This window comes from Furfurilactobacillus milii (assembly GCF_021654115.1).
Taxonomy (GTDB): domain Bacteria; phylum Bacillota; class Bacilli; order Lactobacillales; family Lactobacillaceae; genus Furfurilactobacillus; species Furfurilactobacillus milii.
Genome location: NZ_JAIWJF010000001.1, coordinates 19,322 through 38,181, shown reverse-complemented (window position 1 = coordinate 38,181; position 18,860 = coordinate 19,322). Strand labels below are relative to the sequence as shown.

The 18,860-nt window shown below is 45.3% G+C and carries 12 protein-coding genes and 1 pseudogene; 11 read left to right on the top strand and 2 right to left on the bottom strand.

Features of this window, described 5'->3' with window-relative positions; all coding sequences use genetic code 11:
* The first annotated feature begins 37 nt into the window (after positions 1 to 37).
* Genes LDK34_RS00115 through LDK34_RS00105 form a run of 3 tightly spaced genes read left to right on the top strand, consistent with a single transcriptional unit; the run spans position 38 to position 4,535 of the window.
* Positions 38 to 1,771: an ABC transporter ATP-binding protein gene (locus LDK34_RS00115; protein WP_178943324.1), complete on the top strand. Its 1,734-nt coding sequence runs from the start codon at positions 38 to 40 to the stop codon at positions 1,769 to 1,771.
* Positions 1,771 to 3,675: an ABC transporter ATP-binding protein gene (locus tag LDK34_RS00110; RefSeq protein ID WP_236941142.1), complete on the top strand. Its 1,905-nt coding sequence runs from the start codon at positions 1,771 to 1,773 to the stop codon at positions 3,673 to 3,675. The genes LDK34_RS00115 and LDK34_RS00110 overlap by 1 nt, the downstream gene beginning before the upstream one ends.
* A complete protein-coding gene (locus LDK34_RS00105) occupies positions 3,675 to 4,535 on the top strand; it encodes a hypothetical protein (RefSeq protein WP_178943322.1) in 861 nt (286 codons plus the stop codon). Before LDK34_RS00110 ends, LDK34_RS00105 begins: the two co-directional genes overlap by 1 nt.
* Positions 4,536 to 4,719: 184 nt before the next feature.
* Here LDK34_RS00105 and LDK34_RS00100 read toward each other — a convergent pair whose 3' ends face one another.
* Positions 4,720 to 5,403: an EAL domain-containing protein gene (locus LDK34_RS00100; RefSeq protein ID WP_017262566.1), complete on the bottom strand. Its 684-nt coding sequence runs from the start codon at positions 5,401 to 5,403 to the stop codon at positions 4,720 to 4,722.
* A 797-nt stretch (positions 5,404 to 6,200) separates the two neighbouring features.
* On the opposite strand from LDK34_RS00100, the gene LDK34_RS00095 reads away from it, so the two are divergent.
* The 8 genes and pseudogenes from LDK34_RS00095 (at position 6,201) to LDK34_RS00055 (ending at position 17,242) form a co-directional block, all read left to right on the top strand.
* On the top strand, positions 6,201 to 7,595 hold the full coding sequence (locus tag LDK34_RS00095; RefSeq protein WP_236941141.1) for an FAD-dependent oxidoreductase: 1,395 nt from the start codon (positions 6,201 to 6,203) through the stop codon (positions 7,593 to 7,595).
* Entirely contained in the window at positions 7,592 to 8,683 is a 1,092-nt protein-coding gene (locus LDK34_RS00090; protein WP_178943320.1) for a glycosyl hydrolase family 8, read from the top strand. The genes LDK34_RS00095 and LDK34_RS00090 overlap by 4 nt, the downstream gene beginning before the upstream one ends.
* Positions 8,684 to 8,715: 32 nt before the next feature.
* Positions 8,716 to 10,212: pseudogene (gene wsfD / locus LDK34_RS00085) on the top strand (glycan biosynthesis hexose transferase WsfD).
* Positions 10,209 to 11,798, top strand: coding sequence for a hypothetical protein (locus LDK34_RS00075; RefSeq protein ID WP_178943318.1), 1,590 nt, complete (start codon positions 10,209 to 10,211; stop codon positions 11,796 to 11,798). The pseudogene wsfD and the gene LDK34_RS00075 overlap by 4 nt, the downstream one beginning before the upstream one ends.
* A gap of 48 nt (positions 11,799 to 11,846) precedes the next feature.
* Positions 11,847 to 13,100, top strand: coding sequence for a glycosyltransferase family 2 protein (locus LDK34_RS00070; protein WP_236941438.1), 1,254 nt, complete (start codon positions 11,847 to 11,849; stop codon positions 13,098 to 13,100).
* Positions 13,039 to 15,189: a cellulose biosynthesis cyclic di-GMP-binding regulatory protein BcsB gene (locus LDK34_RS00065; protein WP_236941138.1), complete on the top strand. Its 2,151-nt coding sequence runs from the start codon at positions 13,039 to 13,041 to the stop codon at positions 15,187 to 15,189. The genes LDK34_RS00070 and LDK34_RS00065 overlap by 62 nt, the downstream gene beginning before the upstream one ends.
* Complete coding sequence (locus tag LDK34_RS00060; protein WP_178943316.1) at positions 15,164 to 16,027, top strand: GGDEF domain-containing protein; 864 nt, start codon at positions 15,164 to 15,166, stop codon at positions 16,025 to 16,027. Before LDK34_RS00065 ends, LDK34_RS00060 begins: the two co-directional genes overlap by 26 nt.
* A 60-nt stretch (positions 16,028 to 16,087) precedes the next feature.
* Positions 16,088 to 17,242: a GGDEF domain-containing protein gene (locus tag LDK34_RS00055; protein WP_178943315.1), complete on the top strand. Its 1,155-nt coding sequence runs from the start codon at positions 16,088 to 16,090 to the stop codon at positions 17,240 to 17,242.
* 222 nt (positions 17,243 to 17,464) lie between these two features.
* Here LDK34_RS00055 and LDK34_RS00050 read toward each other — a convergent pair whose 3' ends face one another.
* A complete protein-coding gene (locus LDK34_RS00050; protein WP_225439124.1) occupies positions 17,465 to 18,727 on the bottom strand; it encodes a DUF2075 domain-containing protein in 1,263 nt (420 codons plus the stop codon).
* Positions 18,728 to 18,860: the final 133 nt, after the last annotated feature.

Genomic DNA, 18,860 nt, shown 5'->3' with positions numbered 1-18,860 from the left:
TCACATCTTTGCTTACGAACGAGGAGGAACGTGCCAAATGCTAAAAATAGCTAGGGGCCGAATTTCATTATGGGCGGTACTCGGTGCCGTATTTTTTATGATTATTCAGGTCATAGCCAACCTAAACTTGCCCAGTTTAACATCAGACATTGTAAATAACGGGGTGGCAAAGGGTGACATTAGTTACATATGGAAAATCGGTTTTGAAATGATCGGTTTTTCGTTACTGTCAGTGGCGGCCGCAGTGTTGAACGTGTTGTTAGCAGCGCGTTCTTCACAAAAGTTAGGTCAAAACTTGCGGAGTGACATCTATAGCAAAGTAATGAACTTTGCCAATGATGAATTTAATAAGGTAGAAACTTCATCATTGATCACACGAACAACCAACGATGTGGTCCAGATTCAAAACGTTGCCATGATTGCTTTGCGAATGATGATTATGGCACCGATTATGCTGATTGGTGCAAGTTTCTTGGCCTATAACAAGAGCCACCAGTTGTCATGGATTTTCGTGGTGTCGATTCCTGTCTTACTGATTTGTATTGGTTTGATTATGGGCTTGGCGATTCCACGGTTCCGTGCCATGCAAACGAAAACGGACCGTTTGAACCTGGTTTTTCGTGAAGGTCTTACTGGTGTTCGCGTTATTCGGGCCTTCCGTCAGGATCAGTTTGAACAGGATCGTTTTGAAGCAGCCAACCGAGATTACACGGACAATTCGATTAAGGTTAATACGATTGTGGCGTTTGCCTATCCTGTGATGACACTGATTATGAGCGCGACAAACGTTGCCATTGTTTGGTTCGGTGGCAAGCTGATCAGTTCGCAGGCGATGCAAGTCGGGAACATGATTGCCTTCATGACGTATGCTATGCAAGTTTTGATGAGTTTCATGATGCTCGCAATGGTCATGGCCTTTCTGCCTCGTGCGGCCGCTTCGGCAACGCGGATTCAGGAAGTACTATCACTGGATGCCAGCATTAAGAATCCAGAGCAACCTACTACTCCAGCTGCTGGTGAAGCCAAACGACTGGCGTTTGATAACGTTGAATTCCGTTACCGCCACGCCGAACAGCCCGCTTTAAGTGGCATTGATTTTAGTGCCAAGGCTGGCCAGACGGTGGCCATCATCGGTGGTACCGGTTCTGGTAAAACAACGCTGGTCAACCTAATTCCTCGTTTCTTTGATGTTGAAAAGGGGAGCGTCAATGTGAACGGTATTGATGTTCGTCAACAGGACGTTAAGACACTTCATGGTGAAGTCGCGATGGTGCCACAAAAGGCAACATTGTTTACTGGTACTATCCGTGACAACATGAAGTTTGGTAAAGAAGACGCGACAGATGACGAAATCTGGCAAGCGTTAGATATCGCCCAATCAACCGACTTCGTTAAAGAAGAAGGCGGCTTGGACGCCCATGTTGAACAGGGTGGTGCAAACTTCTCTGGTGGTCAACGTCAACGGTTAGCCATTGCCCGTGCGTTGGTGAAAGATGCCAGTACGTATGTATTTGACGATTCCTTCTCCGCTTTGGACTTTAAGACCGATGCCAAATTGCGTGGTCAACTGCGGCAGGACAAACGAATTCAACAGAGTATTGTTGTGATTGTCGCGCAACGGATTGCCACGGTGGCTGATGCGGATCTGATTCTAGTGCTTGATAACGGGAAGCTAGTCGGCAAGGGCACACATGAAGAATTGCGACAGTCCAACAAAGTTTATCAAGAAATTATGCGGTCTCAGTTACGTGAAGGGGAGGCGGGTCTGTAATGAGTGATAATGCAAAGAAAACACAGACACCACGACCAACTGGCGGTCACGGACACGGTCCCGGATCAGGCCCTGGTTTAGTTGAAAAGCCTAACAACTTCTTCGGCACGTTTATTCGATTAATGAAATACATGTCAGATCGTTGGTTTGGCATGATTATGGTACTCGTTTTCGCCATCACGGCGGTTGTGTTCCAAATTCGAACACCAAAGATTTTGGGTCAAGCAACAACTGAAATCTACAAAGGAATTATGACAGGTGTCGCGCATCAAAAGGCCGGCATCGCCATGAGTCACTATCCAATCAACTTCGAAAAAGTCTTCAATATTATCGTTGTTGTGTTGATTATGTATTTGGCTTCTGCCTTGTTCAACTTCCTGCAACAGTACATTATGACGCGGATCTCTCAGCGGACTGTGTACAAATTACGGCGTGAGTTTAAAGGCAAGATGCGGTTAGTGCCAATCAAGTATTACGACACGCATAACAACGGGGACATTATGAGTCGTGCGGTCAACGATATGGATAATATCGCCAGCACGCTGCAACAGAGTCTGACACAAGCGATTACCAGTTTGGTCACGTTTGTCGGCACCTTGTGGATGATGTTAACAATTAGTTGGCAATTAACGCTGATCGCGTTGGTAACCATTCCACTCAGCTTGATCGTCGTTGGTGTTGTGGCACCAAAGTCACAACGCTACTTTGGTCAACAGCAAAAAAGCCTTGGGTTGATCAATAACCAAGTTGAAGAAAACTATTCACGGCATGAGGTGGTTAAGAGCTTCAATAAGGAAGACGATGCCATCAAGGACTTTGAAACGCAGAACGAAACGTATTATAAAGCGGCTTGGAAGGCGCAGTTCATTTCGGGAATTATCATGCCGCTGATGATGTTCTTGAACAACATTGGTTACGTCTTTGTGGCGATTGTTGGTGGGATTCAAGTTGCTAATGGGAATGTCACCCTTGGTAACGTACAGGCCTTCCTTCAATACACGCAGCAATTCTCACAACCAATTTCGCAGTTGGCAAACTTACTGAACACGATTCAGTCAACGATTGCCTCAGCTGAACGGGTCTTCGACGTGCTTGATGAAGAAGAAATGAAGCAAACACAGTCAAACTTACCTGCACAGCCTGATGATCCAAACTTGCTGACTCTGGATCACGTACAGTTTGGTTACGATGACGAACTGTTGATGACTGATTACAACTTAGCTGTTAAGAAGGGCCAACAGGTCGCCATTGTTGGGCCAACCGGTGCTGGGAAGACGACCATCATTAACCTATTGGAACGCTTTTATGACGTTAAGGGTGGTTCGATTCGCTTGAACGGTACGGATACCCGTGACCTTCAACGTGAAGACTTGCGCTCACACTTTGCGATGGTGCTTCAAGATACTTGGCTGTTTACTGGCACAATTTGGGATAACTTGAAATACGGGCGTGAAAACGCCACGGACGACGAGATTATGGCTGCCTCTAAGGCCGCTCACGTCGATGAATTTGTCCGTAAGTTACCAGAAGGGTACAAAACGGTATTGAATGAGGAAGCGTCGAACATTTCTCAGGGACAACGTCAGTTATTAACGATTGCCCGGGCATTTGTGGCGGATCCCGAAATTCTGATTCTTGATGAAGCGACGAGTTCCGTTGATACGCGGACTGAAGTTCAAATTCAGCACGCCATGGAACAGTTACTTCAAAATCGAACGAGTTTCGTTGTTGCGCACCGGTTATCGACAATTAGAAACGCCGACAACATCATTGTTATGAACCACGGTTCTGTTGTTGAAACAGGTAACCATGATGCGTTGATGGCAGCTAATGGATTTTACGCTGACCTCTACAATAGTCAGTTTGCCGGCAACATCAGCATGAGTGAAGGGGAGGAATCGTAATGCAACGAAAGACAATATTAGGCGTTGTTGCTGCGGCTTCCGTCCTCGCCTTGGCTGGTTGTGGGCGCGCATCATTGACAACCACGCATGAAACGTACCATCAGGATGGTATGGTTGCCGCGGTGAAAGGACACACCAACGCTAGTAAGGTGACCTATCAAGTCGACGGCCACACAAAAGAATCATTAGCTGTGCATAATGGGACGTTTGTTATTCAGGTGCCCACAACGACAAAACGCCAGTCAGTTAAGTTGGCCGCTAATGGTTCGCGCAAGACGATCCATGTCTCAGCAGCCAAGTCATTGACTGATTACCAATCCTTGCAAAAATCGTTCAATCAAGCACTAACGGGTTCTAAATTAAGCAAAGCTGATCAAGGCAAAGCAATGGCACTACAAAAGGCTGCGGCAAGTTTGAAGAAACAACCAACGCCAGAAGCTGCTGCTCAAGTTGGCGCTTTACAAAGGGATGTTCAGGCAGCAATGACCACGGCCAAACAACAGGCCAAAGGTCAATTGTTACCCGTTAAAACACCTGCAAATGGCGTTAGTGACGTTGTCTCAACCAAAGACTACCGCATTCGAATGAACGTTCAGAACGGTCAAGTCCTCGGCGCAACGATGATCGTACCGACCAAGTCATTTAAGCAAAAGGCTACCCAAAAGCAGTTTGGCACGAGCTTCGCGCTTTTAACAAACGGTGTCGGTGCGGATTCTAAGAGTGTGATGAAACAATTCGGTAAGGAAACAAAGAGCGTTAAGAGTGGTTCCAGTTCCATTGATCCAATCTATTCTAAGGGTGTTAAGTTCACGATTGGACTGTCACCTGCTGACATTTACATCTTTGTCGTAAAGCAATGATATTACGGTTCCAAAAAATCGCCTTCCTTAAAATTTTAAGGAAGGCGATTTTTTTAAATATTCATGCGAATTAGACCGCTATCAGCCTAAATTTTTGTAAAAAAACGTTTTATTTTTTAAAGTAATACACATAGGTGCGTTGTGTTTTGTTAGATCAGCGGATTTGATCGCCGCATTAACAAAACTAGGCGAATGATTTATCCTGACCTAAAGCTAATAAATGTGGTTTGCCGTAATAATAACCTTGGCGAATGTTAATGCCCATTTCGTTGGCGATGTCGTCGCCAACTTCGTCCTCAATGCCTTCCAATACTAGACGTTGATTATACTGATGGGTAATGCCAAGCCAAGTGTCTAATTCTTGCCGAATATTGGGCGACATTAGTCCCTGCTTGAAGTTTTGCAGAGCAAACTTAATTTCATCGGCATAAGGTAGGAGGTCTTTAATATTGTTGTAGTGATTGTCGCCACTATCAACGTCATCTAGGCTAAAATCCATGCCTCGATTGGTAAATTGCTGAATTTGGGGAATCAACTCGGCGTTTGTGAAAGGCACCTTACCAACCCGTTCAGTTAGTTCAACGACGACCCGCATTGGCCGCATACGTTCCTGGGCATCAATAACTGATTTGGCAATGTCGTCATTCATCAGCTGACGGCGATCTAGATTGACGGACACGGAATGAATCTTTAGCGACAAGAGTTTAGTCGAGGCCACAAATAATTCTGTCCAGTTTTGAGGTGTAATGCTGTCAAAAGATGTTGGGACCCGCCAACCGTCTGGCGTGTGTTCTTTTAAGAGCATTTCATAACCAATAATCGAATTGGTGGCGATGTTCAATTGAGGTTGTATAAAGAAACGAAACATGCTCATCCATCCTTTGTATTTTATTTGGTCGAACTTACAGTTCTTGTTTGTGACATCACTGTCGTTGCGTCGACCAGAGACGCCGTTCCATGAGGACCTGTCTCAGCCTCCTGAAAACCGGAGTCTTCCACCTCGATTCTGAGCCAAAGTTCGTCTCAGAACTCGTCCCACAGCACTAAATGGCCAAACCCGCTCCATTAAGTGCTGTCGACACGGAACTCTGTCTCTGGTCGCCTCCACTCATATTACCGTATAAATAAGCTGTTACCTTTTAACAAACCCGTTTCTAACTAGCGGTAGGTGTAGCCTGAGTCTGTAATGTAAGCCGAAGGGCGTCAACAAGGAAACTAAGGCGTGAAGGGTGCTGTAATCAGGTGGTTTTCCTGATATACAGCACGGGGACGGTCGCGAAGACTCGGGTTTTGAGGCTTGGCGACGAGGTGAAAGACTCTGGGTTGTGGAGGCTTGAACCGCTCCCACGCCGGTGTTTCCGTGTTGACAACCGAAGGCGACCTGTAAGACCTACATATTAGCGCTCAAGTTAATGATGAAAAGACAAACTTGAGTTTAATTATGGTGAACTACTTGACCTATGGTACAGTTGCTGGTTAACTGTGGTCAAGCGTTAAGAATCGTTGATTTAATCAAGCTCGTCGATGTTTTTGCGACTTAAAAAACGAGCTATAAAACATTTTATAAAGTTAATTTTAAGGTAAGCCGATTATGATAGCCGTATTACCGTAATTTTCTTTATGAGAGTCATAAGTTACTAATTAAAAATTTGGGGATGAACTTTCATGAAAGTTATTGTTGTTGGTTGTACACATGCAGGTACCGCTGCGATTAGTCAGATGTTAGTGACTAATCCGGATTTAGACGTTGAGGTTTATGAACGGCATGACAATATTTCTTTCCTGTCATGTGGGATTTCATTATATTTGGACGGCCGTGTGCAACGGTTGGAGGACATGTTTTATTCAAGCCCTGAGGCTCTGCGTAAACTAGGTGCACACGTTCATGTAAAGCATGATGTGTTAAAGATTGATGCTAAACGACAAACGGTGGTCGTCGAAGATCTTATCAATAAGGATGTTGAAACGGTTCATTATGATCGTCTAGTGATGACGACTGGATCAACAGTGATTGTTCCGCCTCTGAAGGGAATTGACTCACGCCGCGTGTTGTTGTGTAAAGATTACGATCAGGCCAAACAGATTTATAAAACGGCTGAGGAAAATAAGCACATTACCATTGTTGGCGCAGGTTACGTTGGTGTGGAGTTGGCGGAAAGCTATGCTAGCACAGAACATGTGGTTAGTCTGTTTCAGAATCATAAACAAATTTTGGTTCACTCTGTCGACCAAATGTTATCTGAAAATATTACGCAACGGCTGGTTGACCATGATGTCGACGTGCATCTGCATGAACGTGTGACCGGCTTTAGCGCAGACCCAGCGGGTGACGGTATTCTTGTGGAAACGGAAAGCGGTCATTATCCCACTGATTTAGCAATTGTGGCGACCGGGTTTGTGCCTAATACAGGATTGCTGAGTGGTCAGGTTGACATGTTACCAAATGGCGCCATCTTAACTGACGATTACATGCAGAGCTCCGATCCCCATATCTTTGCAGCCGGGGATGCCTGTGCGGTTCACTTTAACCCGACAAACGAAAATCTTTATGCACCCTTGGCGTCCACGGCTGTTCGCCAAGGCACGTTGGTTGGCCTGAACTTGCTGACGCCAACTTTGAAATACATGGGCACCCAGTCGACGTCGGCGATGGAAATCTTTGGCAGTACTTTGGCAACGACGGGGAGCACGCTCGCTCACGCACAAAAGCAGGGAATTGACGCAGCAACAGCAACGTATGAAGGCAACTACCGTCCCGCTTACATGCCATCAACGGCCAAACTGACCATTGCGTTAGTTTATGATCGGGATTCACGGCGAATTCTGGGTGGTCAGTTGTTGTGCGAACATGAAGTTGCTCAGTCCGCGAACACGTTGTCTGTTTGCATTCAGAATAAGAATACGATTGATGATTTAGCATTTGTTGACATGTTATTTCAGCCAAATTACGATGAACCGTTCAATTATTTGAATCAAGTGGCTCAAATTGCCGTGGCGCAGGAACAACAACGTGGCCGGAAAGAACCAAAGAATAGTGATCAGGCGGCATCAGAAATATGACTCAATGGCGACGGTATCTAATCCTTGTTAGTTTATTTGTTTTACTGATGGTTAGTGGCCCACTGCTAAACGTGCAAGCGGATACCGATGCACAATCGCTGGAATCTGCCCATCAAGCACTGACCAAGTTTGTGACAATCAAGCTGGTTACCAAGCAGGGTGTTAAAACCAATGTGAATGATCAGGTTAGTGCAGGTGGCGACACTGCTAGTGGCAATGAACTATTGAGTGAATCTGCCGGCTTGTATCTGCAACACCTTGCGCTCACGAATCAGCGAGAAGCATTTACTAAGTTTTATCAGCAAACGAAAACGACCTTTTACGCGCATAACCAGTTTAGCTATCGGTATAATCCACGGACAAAAAAACGCTCAAATGTGAACGCAACGCTTGATGATCTGCGAATTATCGGTGCCTTGATCCAGTATGATAAAACCTTTAAAACGAAGCATTATCAGCGTGAAATTAAGTCACTGTGGCATCATCAGCAAAAACAGGCCTTGAAACAAGGACATGTTGCAGACTTTTACGATCCGCAGTCTAAAAAGCGCCCCCAAACCGGTACGCTGTCATACTTTGATTTTTTGACGTTGCGTCAGTTAGAAGGCAACACTAAAACCTATCAAAAGCAGTTGCGTTTGGTTCAAGGCGGTTTTATTAGCCGCAAGATGCCATTTTACGCACGAAGGTACAATTATCACACACGCAAATATACGACTGGTAATATTAACACCACAGAAGGCTTAGTGACGTTACTGCACGTCGCTCAAATTGGTCGTTTGAAACCATCTAGTGAACGGTGGCTGTTACAGCAAACAAAGCATAAGACGCTGGTTAACCAGTATGACCAGCATGGTCACGCGTTAACAACTGATCAGTCTGCTGCCAATTACGCATTAGTCATGATGATTGGTAACGCAAGCGGTCAAAAGGCACTTCAAGCCGCCGGTCAGCAACAATTGTTGGCGATGCAGGTCAAAAATGCTGCATCACCACTGGCTGGTGGATTCGGGGATGAAAGTACCAATACGGCATATTCATTTAATAATTTAACGGCACTGGTGGCGATGGATGGTGTCACCCACTAGTAATGTGGTGGTTGAGAGAAAGGAGTGATTGAATGGGCGCGCATTTGCGGCATGGCCTGACACGGAGCTTGTTGTGGTTTCGGTCGCATGTTTCACCAGCGGCGTTGGCGGTAATCTTGTCAGCGCTGATCGTGGCGTACCTGTTATTCATTCCACCGGTTAACGGCTACGCTAACAATGGCGATTTTGATCGTGCCATCTACGTCAACGGTCTCTATCGATTAACTGGTAAACCATATTACTTTTTTACATACATGGTTCAAAAATATGGCATTATGCAATATTTTAACGAATCATCAGCGGCGCTATTTTCGTCACAGCCGTTATTTATCAAGGCGGCGATTGGCTTAAACATGTTGGCCTATAGTACCAAAGTGTTTGACATTCGGTTTATGGGACTGATTTATTACGTGCTGTTTCTAGGCGGCATCTACCTTTTGACCGAGGCGTTAACATTTCCTTCGAAACGGTGGCGGAACTACATTATTGCGTTAATGGTCGTGTTTGTTTTTGCCGATTCGTCGTACACACTGTACTTTAATTCTTTCTTCGCAGAACCAGGAATGTTTGTTGCCATGCTCTATTCGTTTTCTTCGATTCTGTTATTGGCACGTCACCGTTTCAAACGACGCTGGCCGATGGTCTTGCTCTTTTTTATCAGCACGGTGGTCCTGATTACAAACAAACAGCAAAATGCACCGCTGGCACTAGGCTTTGCACTGACGATGCTAAGTTTGTTGTTTGTGTTTCATAAACGTGCCGAGAAATTGTACGTCATTTTAGGCACTGTGCTGATTTTAGCGTCTGGGGTAGCAACCTATGCACTGATCACAAAGACGTTTAATAACATTAACGAATATCAATCGATGACTCGTGGTGTGTTGTTAAAGGCCAAGGATCCTGAAAAAGCACTGATGCAGGGTGGCATTGACAGTCAGTTTGCGTTGACCCGAGGGCAAACGTACTTTGATCGTTATTCGCCGATTGACGTTAATGGCAAGTACATGCAAAAGCACTTTACGGATAAGTTCAGCTTCATGTGGATTTTGAAGTATGAACTGACCCATCCGTCAGAATTTGGTGCATTGCTGAATTTGGCTGCTAAGGATGGCCAGTTGACGCAGGTTAAGGCAGTTAGTGATTAAACCAAGGCGGCCGGTCAGCCAAAATATGCGCAAACACATTATTTTACGGGATTTTCCACCATCATGGGTGCATTTTTCCCACGAACGTTCGCTTTTTATGTGTTAATTGCCTTCGCTTTTATCGGCGTGTACGCGTTTGGCGCCTATCACGGTATTCGTGATGGTGATCCGGAAATGGTTGTTCGACTGGCACTCATCATTGCGAACATGGCCATTATTTTCATGACCTTTATCGCATCTGTGATTGGTGACGGAGACGCGGATTTGGCGAAGCATCTGTTTATGGTGCCGTTGTGCACGGATTTGTCGCTAGCATTGCTCGTCTCTGATTTGTTGAATCACCGCCTCTGGCATGTATTTGAAATGCGGGGTGGGCAGCGATGAAGAAACGTTTTGGTGCCATTTTGCTACTAACCCTGACATTTTTGGGACTGCTATCGTCAGTACCGGTGACAGTTTCTGCCAGCCAAGTCAGCCATGCGCCCCGTGTATTACTCGCTTACGATAGCGAAAATCGCGCCAAGAGTGACCAAACAAAAATTGATGCGGTGCAGCGATTGCTGACGTCGTTGAACCTAGAAGTTCATACGATTCGCATCGATCAGTATCATGCTGGTGATATCAAACGACTGCATTTTAAAGCGGTTATCACGATGGTGAATTGGTCACAGGCTAAGTTGACAATGAGTCACTTTGCTCATGATCGGGCGGCGTTTACGGGTTTAAAACTCCACATTGGACCGTCAATGGCTACAGATGAGCAACAATCGCTCGGTTTGAAGTTGCGTCCACGCTATCATCAGCAATATTGGTTAAGCGACCACACATCATCAGCGCGGCAATTATTATCTTTCAGTGAGTCTTTGGCCGTGACGGCACAGACACCAGCGACAGTGACGACGTTTGGGACCTTAGTGCCGCAAAGTCAAAATGCCCAAAAAGTACCATACGGCGTCATCAATGGAAACAGCGCGTACCTACCTTATCTGACACCAAATGGCCTGAGTTTCGTTGTTGCCAGTCGGTTAATTGCCCGTTTCTTTGGTCACACGTCAACTTATGCGCCATTACTGACGATTACAGACGTGACGCCATTTACGAACATGGACTTGTTGCATAAGTTGGCTACGGATTTAGAGAATAACGGGATTCCGTTTGCCATCAGTACAACCAGTATTTCCGTTAATACCGATTTGCCGGCATACAAACGGTTTACGAGTGAGCTGCAGTGGGTTGAAAACCATGGCGGCGTCATCTTTCTGCGAACGCCCGTTGTATATTATCCCAAGGCCAGTACTCAGTCGGAACTGACACAGTTGATGCAAACGCAGATCCGGCGGTTTATTGCCCGGCAGGTGTTTCCGGTTGGGATGAGCGTTCCTAATTACTGGAATCAAGACTTGGTTTATCGGCCAGCAGCGTTGTCATATAGCAATAATGTCATTTTAACGGGCAACCCTTCTGAAACTAAAAATGCCGACGCAGATAACACTGCCGGTGTATACAAACGGACATTTTATGGACTCAAAGAACAGTCATTAGAGACTGTCCACAACGGTACCAATTTGGCTCAAACAAACCTCTCATTTTCATCGCCAACAGCAATTACCATGACAATGCCCGACAGTCAAAAGGACTTGACGGGGCTAGTCAAACGCGTGAGTGCTGCTAAGGTTAGTTGGTTGGATCCAAGCGCTGGCAAGTTTAGTGGCACCACGACGGTCGCCAACCAGCGGGCACACTATCGTAATGGCAATTATTACTTAAACGGGCAGTTAACGGTGGTACCAACGTACAATCCGCCAAAGCAGACTAAGCCAACACCAGTTACGCCGACAGGGGCGCTAAACACATTCTTTAGCGTAGATGGTGTCTTCCTGTTCTTCTTCATGATTGTGTCGTTAATCGTCTTACTCGCATTTTATATTGTTGGTCGTCAAGTTTACTGGCGCATGTTTAAAAAGAAGTAGTGGCAAACTTCGCGCAGTCAGTTTGGCATCTTGAAAGGAGGGACCATCATTAACATTCTCGACATTTTTCTCTTTATTGCGATCTTGGCAATTTGGACCATTTTAATCGTGAATATCATTTTGGTCATTGCAGGATATGTCAATTATCTACGCCAGGTAAAAACGCCCGCGCGTGAACTGCCGAAAAAAGTGCCGTTTGTGTCGGTGATGGTTCCTGCCCACAACGAGGGGATCGTTATCGTCAAGACGGTTGAGTCGTTATTGAACTTCGATTATCCACACGATCGCTACGAAATCATCATTATTAACGACAATTCGGATGATGATTCGGCAGAATTGCTGGGTCGTTTACAAAAGCGTTACCCTCATCGCCAGGTTCACGTGATCAATACAGACAAGACAAATGGTGGTAAAGGGAAGTCAAACGCCCTGAATATTGGTCTTGCCGCTGCCAAAGGCGATGTCATTTCCATTTATGATGCGGATAACACGCCAGAAAGTGGTGCGCTTCGAATTCTAGTTGCCGAGTTAATGGCTGATGATACGTTGGGGGCAGTGATTGGCAAGTTTCGGACGCGAAATCGTAATGCAACGTTACTCACACGCTTCATTAACATCGAGACGCTGTCCTTTCAATGGATGGCGCAGGCCGGGCGACAACAGTTATTTCATTTATGTACGATTCCGGGCACAAATTACGTCATTCGTCGATCACTGTTGGAAGAAGTCGGTGGTTGGGATGTGAAAGCACTCGCTGAAGATACGGAAATCAGTTTTCGGATCTACATGAAGGGCTTTCACATTAAGTTTCAGCCTAAAGCAGTTACTTGGGAGCAAGAGCCACAAACGTTATCCGTGTGGTTCCATCAACGAACGCGCTGGGTTAAGGGAAATATCTACGTCATCCTAAAAAACACGCATTTGCTATTTACCAAACGTGGCCGGCCAATTCGTTTCGATCTGTTGTACTTTTTGTCCATTTATTTTCTCCTGATGACGTCGTTAGTCTTATCCGACACCGTATTTGTCCTCTCGGTTGCGGGTAAAGTTCATTCAAACTTACAGGGGTTCAGCAATTCGTTATGGTTGCTGGCAATTGTTCTCTTCGTTGCCAGTACGTACATCACAATCACAACGGAAAAGGGCGAAATGAACTTTAGCAACGTTCTCATAATTATCTTGATGTACATCACATATAGTCAAATGTGGCTTGCAGTAGCCGCATACGGGATGGTGGGTTATGTTAGAGAGCAGGTTTTTCATAAACAAGCGAAATGGTACAAGACAAAGCGGTACCGGTAAGGGATTGTCGGTGCTGTGGCTGTTATTCGCACTCGCGGTTAGTTTGGTCATCACAATAACACCGGCGAAGGCCGCTGATGAACAGACGTACACGCAGCCATTTCAAAATAGCACCACAACGTTGTCCGGCAATTCAATTACCGCCAATACGTACTTTATCAAGATGGATTACTGGGACGTTAAACAGGCAACACTGAATTTAAACTATCAGGTTAGCCAGTTAACTAATGGCGATACATCTGACATCACCGTCTCGATTAATGGCGTTAAATTTTATTCGTTCAGGCCCGAAAATAAGGCTGGCTTGCAAACGAAGAGTGTCGACATTCCGACTCGTTTGCTCAGTGGCACGAACAATATTAAGATCAGTGGCCAGATTTTGAATTCTGACGGGAGCAAGGCGGAAGTAGCGCAAACGCCAGCTAACTGGTTCACGTTATACAGTGGTGCCAACGTCAACTTTCGGTATGTGTTGAAGGATCCGGAAACTGCTATTAAATCGTTCTACGATCATTTCAGCGGACCGGATACCATCGTGAATCATAACTCGGTTATTTCTGTGCCAAAGCAGGCAACTAATGACGAGCTGACTGCCAGCATGTACGCTCTGGCCGGTTACGCACGGGTAATCACTACTGAGAATAACCAGATTCCTGTGACCACGTTTGATACGAGCAAGGCTAAAAAAGCTGACTATCAAATTGTCATGGCAACGTATCAACATCTGCCAAAGAAATATCAGGCGGCCGTGAGTCGTCAGGATGTTGCCAAACACGCGGTGCTTAAAACAATTTATGACGGAAATAAGCATGTACTCTTGGTCACCGCTGCAACCGGCAAAGATCTGGAAAAGGCGGCGCGGTTTATTGCTAACGCTGAGTTGATGAAGGAAACCAGCGCGGATACTAAAAATATCTCCGCAGCTACCCAAACATTTACGTCTGATCTGCAGTATCAAGGCAGTCGTAAATTAACGTCGACGGGTGATCAAATCACGGGTCCGAAGCATCAGGAAAGTACTTATTTCGTTAATTTACCGACGGACCGGACGAATGCGGACGGGAGCAAAATCCGTGTGCACTTCCGATACGCAAAGAACCTTGATTTCACGCGCTCACTGGCTACCGTTTATGTGAATGGCAAACCGATTGGCAGTAAGAAATTGACTGCGGCCAATGCCGACAATGATCAGCTCACTGTTAACTTGCCAAACGGTCAATCTTTGGGTAACAGCTTTGTCATTCGGGTAGCGTTTGATCTCGAAATGAAGGATCAAAGTGATAGCGATAATGCGCAGACACCATGGGCGTTCGTGGAACCAGACTCGCGGGCCTACATCAAGTCCAAACCGGTAACAGATATTCTCTTTAGCAACTATCCAAGTCTGTTTATCAAAAATCAGTCGTTCAACAATTTAGCCATCGTGCGGCCAAAGACACTGAGTGCGAGTGATTTTACTACCATGACGAACATCTTTAATTTGATTGGCAATTTTGCCCAAAGCAATACTGGGTCAATTCAGTTTTACACGAAGACGCCGCCTAAGAATGTTCTTCGCGAACACCACGTCATTGCGTTTGGAACGCCAGCAGATAATTCATTTATCAAGTCATTGAACGACAAACTTTATTTCCAATACAATAAAAAGTTTACTGGTTTCCTTTCGAACGAGAAACTCAGCATTGAGTCGGCCTATGGTCAAACCGTCGGTGCTAATCAACTCTTGCGGTCACCATGGAATAAGCGCTTAGGCGTGCTCGTCGTCACTGCGGCGCACAGTCGTGACGTCGCAATGGCCTCGACGCAGATTAACTTCCAGCGTAATATTCAACAATACACTGGGGATGCCATTTTGGTGGACCGAGATAATAATCACTATAATTACCGGTTTAAGAAGCAAAAGAATGCTGAAGTTAAACCGACTGTTACGCAAACGATTCACAAAAACTCGGCACTTGCTATTTACCTTGGTTTGGCATTCTTGATGATTGTGATCATCGCGTATGCGCTGTTCCTAATGTTCCACAAGAACGGTCAACGAATCGGGAAGGGAGGCCGTTCTCATGAAAAACAATCGTCAGACAAATAACGCCAGTTTGATGGCCGATGCTTGTTTGTTGGCCTTCCTGGGATTGATTGCAATTACCGCCATCTTTTTCGGCGCGACGCCAAGCAACCTATTGCTAAATACGCTTTATTTAGGCATCACTGTCGCATTGGTGATGACGACTTACTTCTTTAGTTTGACGACCGGCCTGACGCTAAACTTGGTGTTCATGTTTATTCAGGGATTAGTGATGGTGTACCTCAATCTGGTTCAGCACCATACGGTTAACTTAGCACTAGTCTTTTGGCTGCTCATGCCGCTACTGTTGTCACTGAGCTTTTATGGCATGACCACGATGCAGCGCCAGTTACAGCAACAGAATCAGCAATTGACGACTGACATGGTTGAACGTGGGGCGTTTGATGCGCAAACAAACTTGCGAACCACAGTTTCCTATATCGAAGATGCCAATGTGTATCTTGAAACGCACACCCGGTTTAAAATTCCGGTGACGACAATCATTATTCGGATTCGTTATTACTCTGAACTGGAACGGATGATGGGCGACGAACAGTTGGATGCCTTGATTCGGTTGGTGTCTGACACGATCGTGCAATCAACCCGCGATAATGACATTGGGTACATTTTGGACACCGTGACGCCGACATGGGGAACGTTGATGTTCACAGACGCAGCTGGGGCACGCATCGCCGCTCAGCGGATTCGCGATAACTTCACCAAGGCTGCCAACAGCGCCAAGGCGTTAGAAATGATGGAATTGTCACTTGTTATCGGGGTGGCTGAGTTTGACGATAACACGATGCACAATCCTTATGACATGATGAATGCTGGTATTAAAGAAACGGAATACGATGTCTAATAATTGTTGAAACGATAACGCGATAAAAAGCGCTGCATTAAAGCGAAAGGAGATCTGGGGATGACATTGACGCACTGGAACCTAAATCCGTTGTTGACGGGATTGTTCTTTGAACTGGGAATTATTTTCTTGTTCCAAATTCTCGTCCGTCGCATCTGGGTTCACCCTGGACATGATCCTAAATTTTCGTTGAATTATCAGCAAGGCCGGTTGAAAGTGCTCAGTGTGATTTACTTTGGCCTGCTTGGCATCTATTTCGAATACGCTACGATTCATGTGGGCCCCAACTATGCGTTTGTTAACATTCGCATGCTGCTGTTAATGTATGTGGTCTTTTTCATTGGTCAACAAACGGCGTATATCGTGTTAGGCCTTCAGTTTCTAACTAGGATCATTTTGATCGGTGGTTCACAGATGGAACGTTCGCTACTGTTTCTGGTTTTCTATGCTGTCATTATTTGCCTGCTTGGTGTGGTTCGTCATCGATTGTGGACGTCACGGATGTTGACGATTATTGTGACCAGCATAGTGTTCATTCCGCTCTTTTGGTTACTGGTGTACGTGATGCACTTTCCGATTCAACAGAAAATCACGTTGGCTGACATGTATGAGCAGATTGCAATCTTTTGGGTGATGGATATCGTCCTGTATTTCGCCATTATCTTTTTGGATCGAGATAATCGCTCATACGTGCAGCGCGTTCACCAAGCAACCATTGACGAACTAACGGGGTTAGCGAACTATGCTGCGTTTGCGACCACGTTTAATCATGCGTATAAGAGCTCTCGAGAAGAACATGATCAGTTAATTCTCATTGCGATGGATATCGACCGTTTCAAACGCATTAATGATACGTACGGACATTTAGGGGGCAATCGCGTCCTGACAACAGTTGGGACCATGCTTCGAGAGTATGTGGGCAACGATAAAGATATTTCCGTTTATCGGGTTGGCGGCGAGGAGTTTGAAATGTTGCTAACGGGGATGACGATGGAAATGGCGCAGATGCTGGCCCGTGAAATTCAGGTTAACGCCGAGAATAAGACGGTTATCTATCAGCACTCTCAGATTCAATTTACGATGTCATTTGGCTTAGCACAACTGAGGGACGGTGACGACGAAGCTGATCATCTTTACGATCGGGCAGACCGGATGCTGTACCAGTCCAAAGGTCGTGGCCGTAATGAAATCACGACGGATTTGCAAGATGATTAGAGAGAGTCTGACTCGAAGGTCTGGTAAACGGTGTTGAAGTGGTGCACTGGTGGCTGTCAATAGTGGCATGCTTCAGTTGATAGCGTAGCAATGTATGGAATCCACGATTGCTGTGACAAAGTTGCCGGACAAGCCAGTCCAGATTTGATTCTCCAATATGTAACTAAAATAGACGTTTTGCACAAACTTTCGTGTGCAAAACGTCTATTTTGATTGATTAGCTTATTTTGACGAGGTCAGTTCCAACAATCGTTGCCGAAGTGCAGGCTGACTCGCGTAGATATAAAGACCATAGACACCACGTTTCATTAATACGTTGAGCACGTTTAGTGTCAGCTGTTCTTTAATTTGTTGGATTTCTTGTGGGTTTGTTAAATCATCACGTCGTTTGAAAACCTCGGGATCTGTCACCCGGTCTGTGTTGACGGTCATGCGTTGAGTGATTGGATCGTAATCGAATGGCGGGCCAAGAATGACACCAACATAGTTGAGGTCAAAGCCTTGAACGGTGTAAATAGAGCCGACTTCATTGATGGTTTCGGGTTTCTCTGCCCATGAAGTGGCTTGGTAATTATATTGATCCCACGGCAATTTAAATCGTCCTTCTGTTACATAGTGTTTGCCGCCATCGAGCCTAGAAGGATAGCCGGATGTCGCGACGATTCGTGAGAGACCAACTCGTTGATCATCCTGTTTGATACGGTCGTACATTGCCTGAGCGTCGTCGAATATGTGCAATTCGAAGTCTTTGGTATTTGCTGGCACAGGTGTAAGTCGACGGGCCGTCAGATTATCAATCCAATCGACGACATCTTGATTTGCGTGCATCCGGAATTGCTGGCGCAGCTGATAATCAGCATGTGGGTACGGCGCAAGCAATTGTTGCAAACGTTGTTCATTCCAAAAGCTTTTGGTTTTTAAGACTTGATGCGTATCAAACACTAAGACAACAATCTTCGCTAATTTAAGGATCTCTAGTAGCTGATTTTGCTGATCAAAGTTATTGTATCTGTCTGGTTTGGACAGCAGTAAGTGAGCTTCGTCAATAATGACGATATCGCTGTGGTGACCGTTCTTATGTGAGCGGTTAATAAACGAAGTTGGCCGGTCAAAATCCTTTTTCCGTAAGTTAGGGAGTTGACCGGCTAGTTCTTTATAGACTTTGAGAATTTCTGGATGATTCACGAGAAAAATATTCGTCGTGTCAAACAATGGGCTGGTTGAATCAGTGCGAGCAGCGGTTTGAATATCATTGAATAGCTGACTTAAAATAACACTTTTCCCGGTACCTGCGTCGCCATGAATTGTAAAGATAGCTGCTTTGTTAGTCTCGGCTTGAATATGCGACTTACAGAAGTCCTCGATTTTGGTTTTTAGTTTGCCCTGCTCAATTGATAAGGATTTGAAGGGCGACAACTTATGAATGGCAGAATTTTTAACGATTACGTTCGACCTCCTAGCAGTCATAAAGAGATGACATTGCATAATAGTGTACACCATTTTTGGAAAATGCTGTTCGAAAATAAGTTAACTGGTTCATGAACCTAAAATTTCAGGGATAGTGAACTAGTTAAATATTACGAATGTAGAAATATAACTATTACATTTTGCTTAAGAT

Excerpts from the sequence above, each read along its gene's own strand:
- LDK34_RS00055 (WP_178943315.1), top strand. The coding sequence starts at position 16,088 with ATGACATTGACGCACTGGAACCTAAATCCGTTGTTGACGGGATTGTTC.
- LDK34_RS00090 (WP_178943320.1), top strand. The coding sequence starts at position 7,592 with ATGACTCAATGGCGACGGTATCTAATCCTTGTTAGTTTATTTGTTTTA.
- LDK34_RS00100 (WP_017262566.1), bottom strand. The coding sequence starts at position 5,403 with ATGTTTCGTTTCTTTATACAACCTCAATTGAACATCGCCACCAATTCG.
- LDK34_RS00105 (WP_178943322.1), top strand. The coding sequence starts at position 3,675 with ATGCAACGAAAGACAATATTAGGCGTTGTTGCTGCGGCTTCCGTCCTC.
- LDK34_RS00095 (WP_236941141.1), top strand. The coding sequence starts at position 6,201 with ATGAAAGTTATTGTTGTTGGTTGTACACATGCAGGTACCGCTGCGATT.
- LDK34_RS00075 (WP_178943318.1), top strand. The coding sequence starts at position 10,209 with ATGAAGAAACGTTTTGGTGCCATTTTGCTACTAACCCTGACATTTTTG.
- LDK34_RS00110 (WP_236941142.1), top strand. The coding sequence starts at position 1,771 with ATGAGTGATAATGCAAAGAAAACACAGACACCACGACCAACTGGCGGT.
- LDK34_RS00060 (WP_178943316.1), top strand. The coding sequence starts at position 15,164 with ATGAAAAACAATCGTCAGACAAATAACGCCAGTTTGATGGCCGATGCT.
- LDK34_RS00115 (WP_178943324.1), top strand. The coding sequence starts at position 38 with ATGCTAAAAATAGCTAGGGGCCGAATTTCATTATGGGCGGTACTCGGT.
- LDK34_RS00050 (WP_225439124.1), bottom strand. The coding sequence starts at position 18,727 with ATGCAATGTCATCTCTTTATGACTGCTAGGAGGTCGAACGTAATCGTT.
- LDK34_RS00065 (WP_236941138.1), top strand. The coding sequence starts at position 13,039 with ATGTTAGAGAGCAGGTTTTTCATAAACAAGCGAAATGGTACAAGACAA.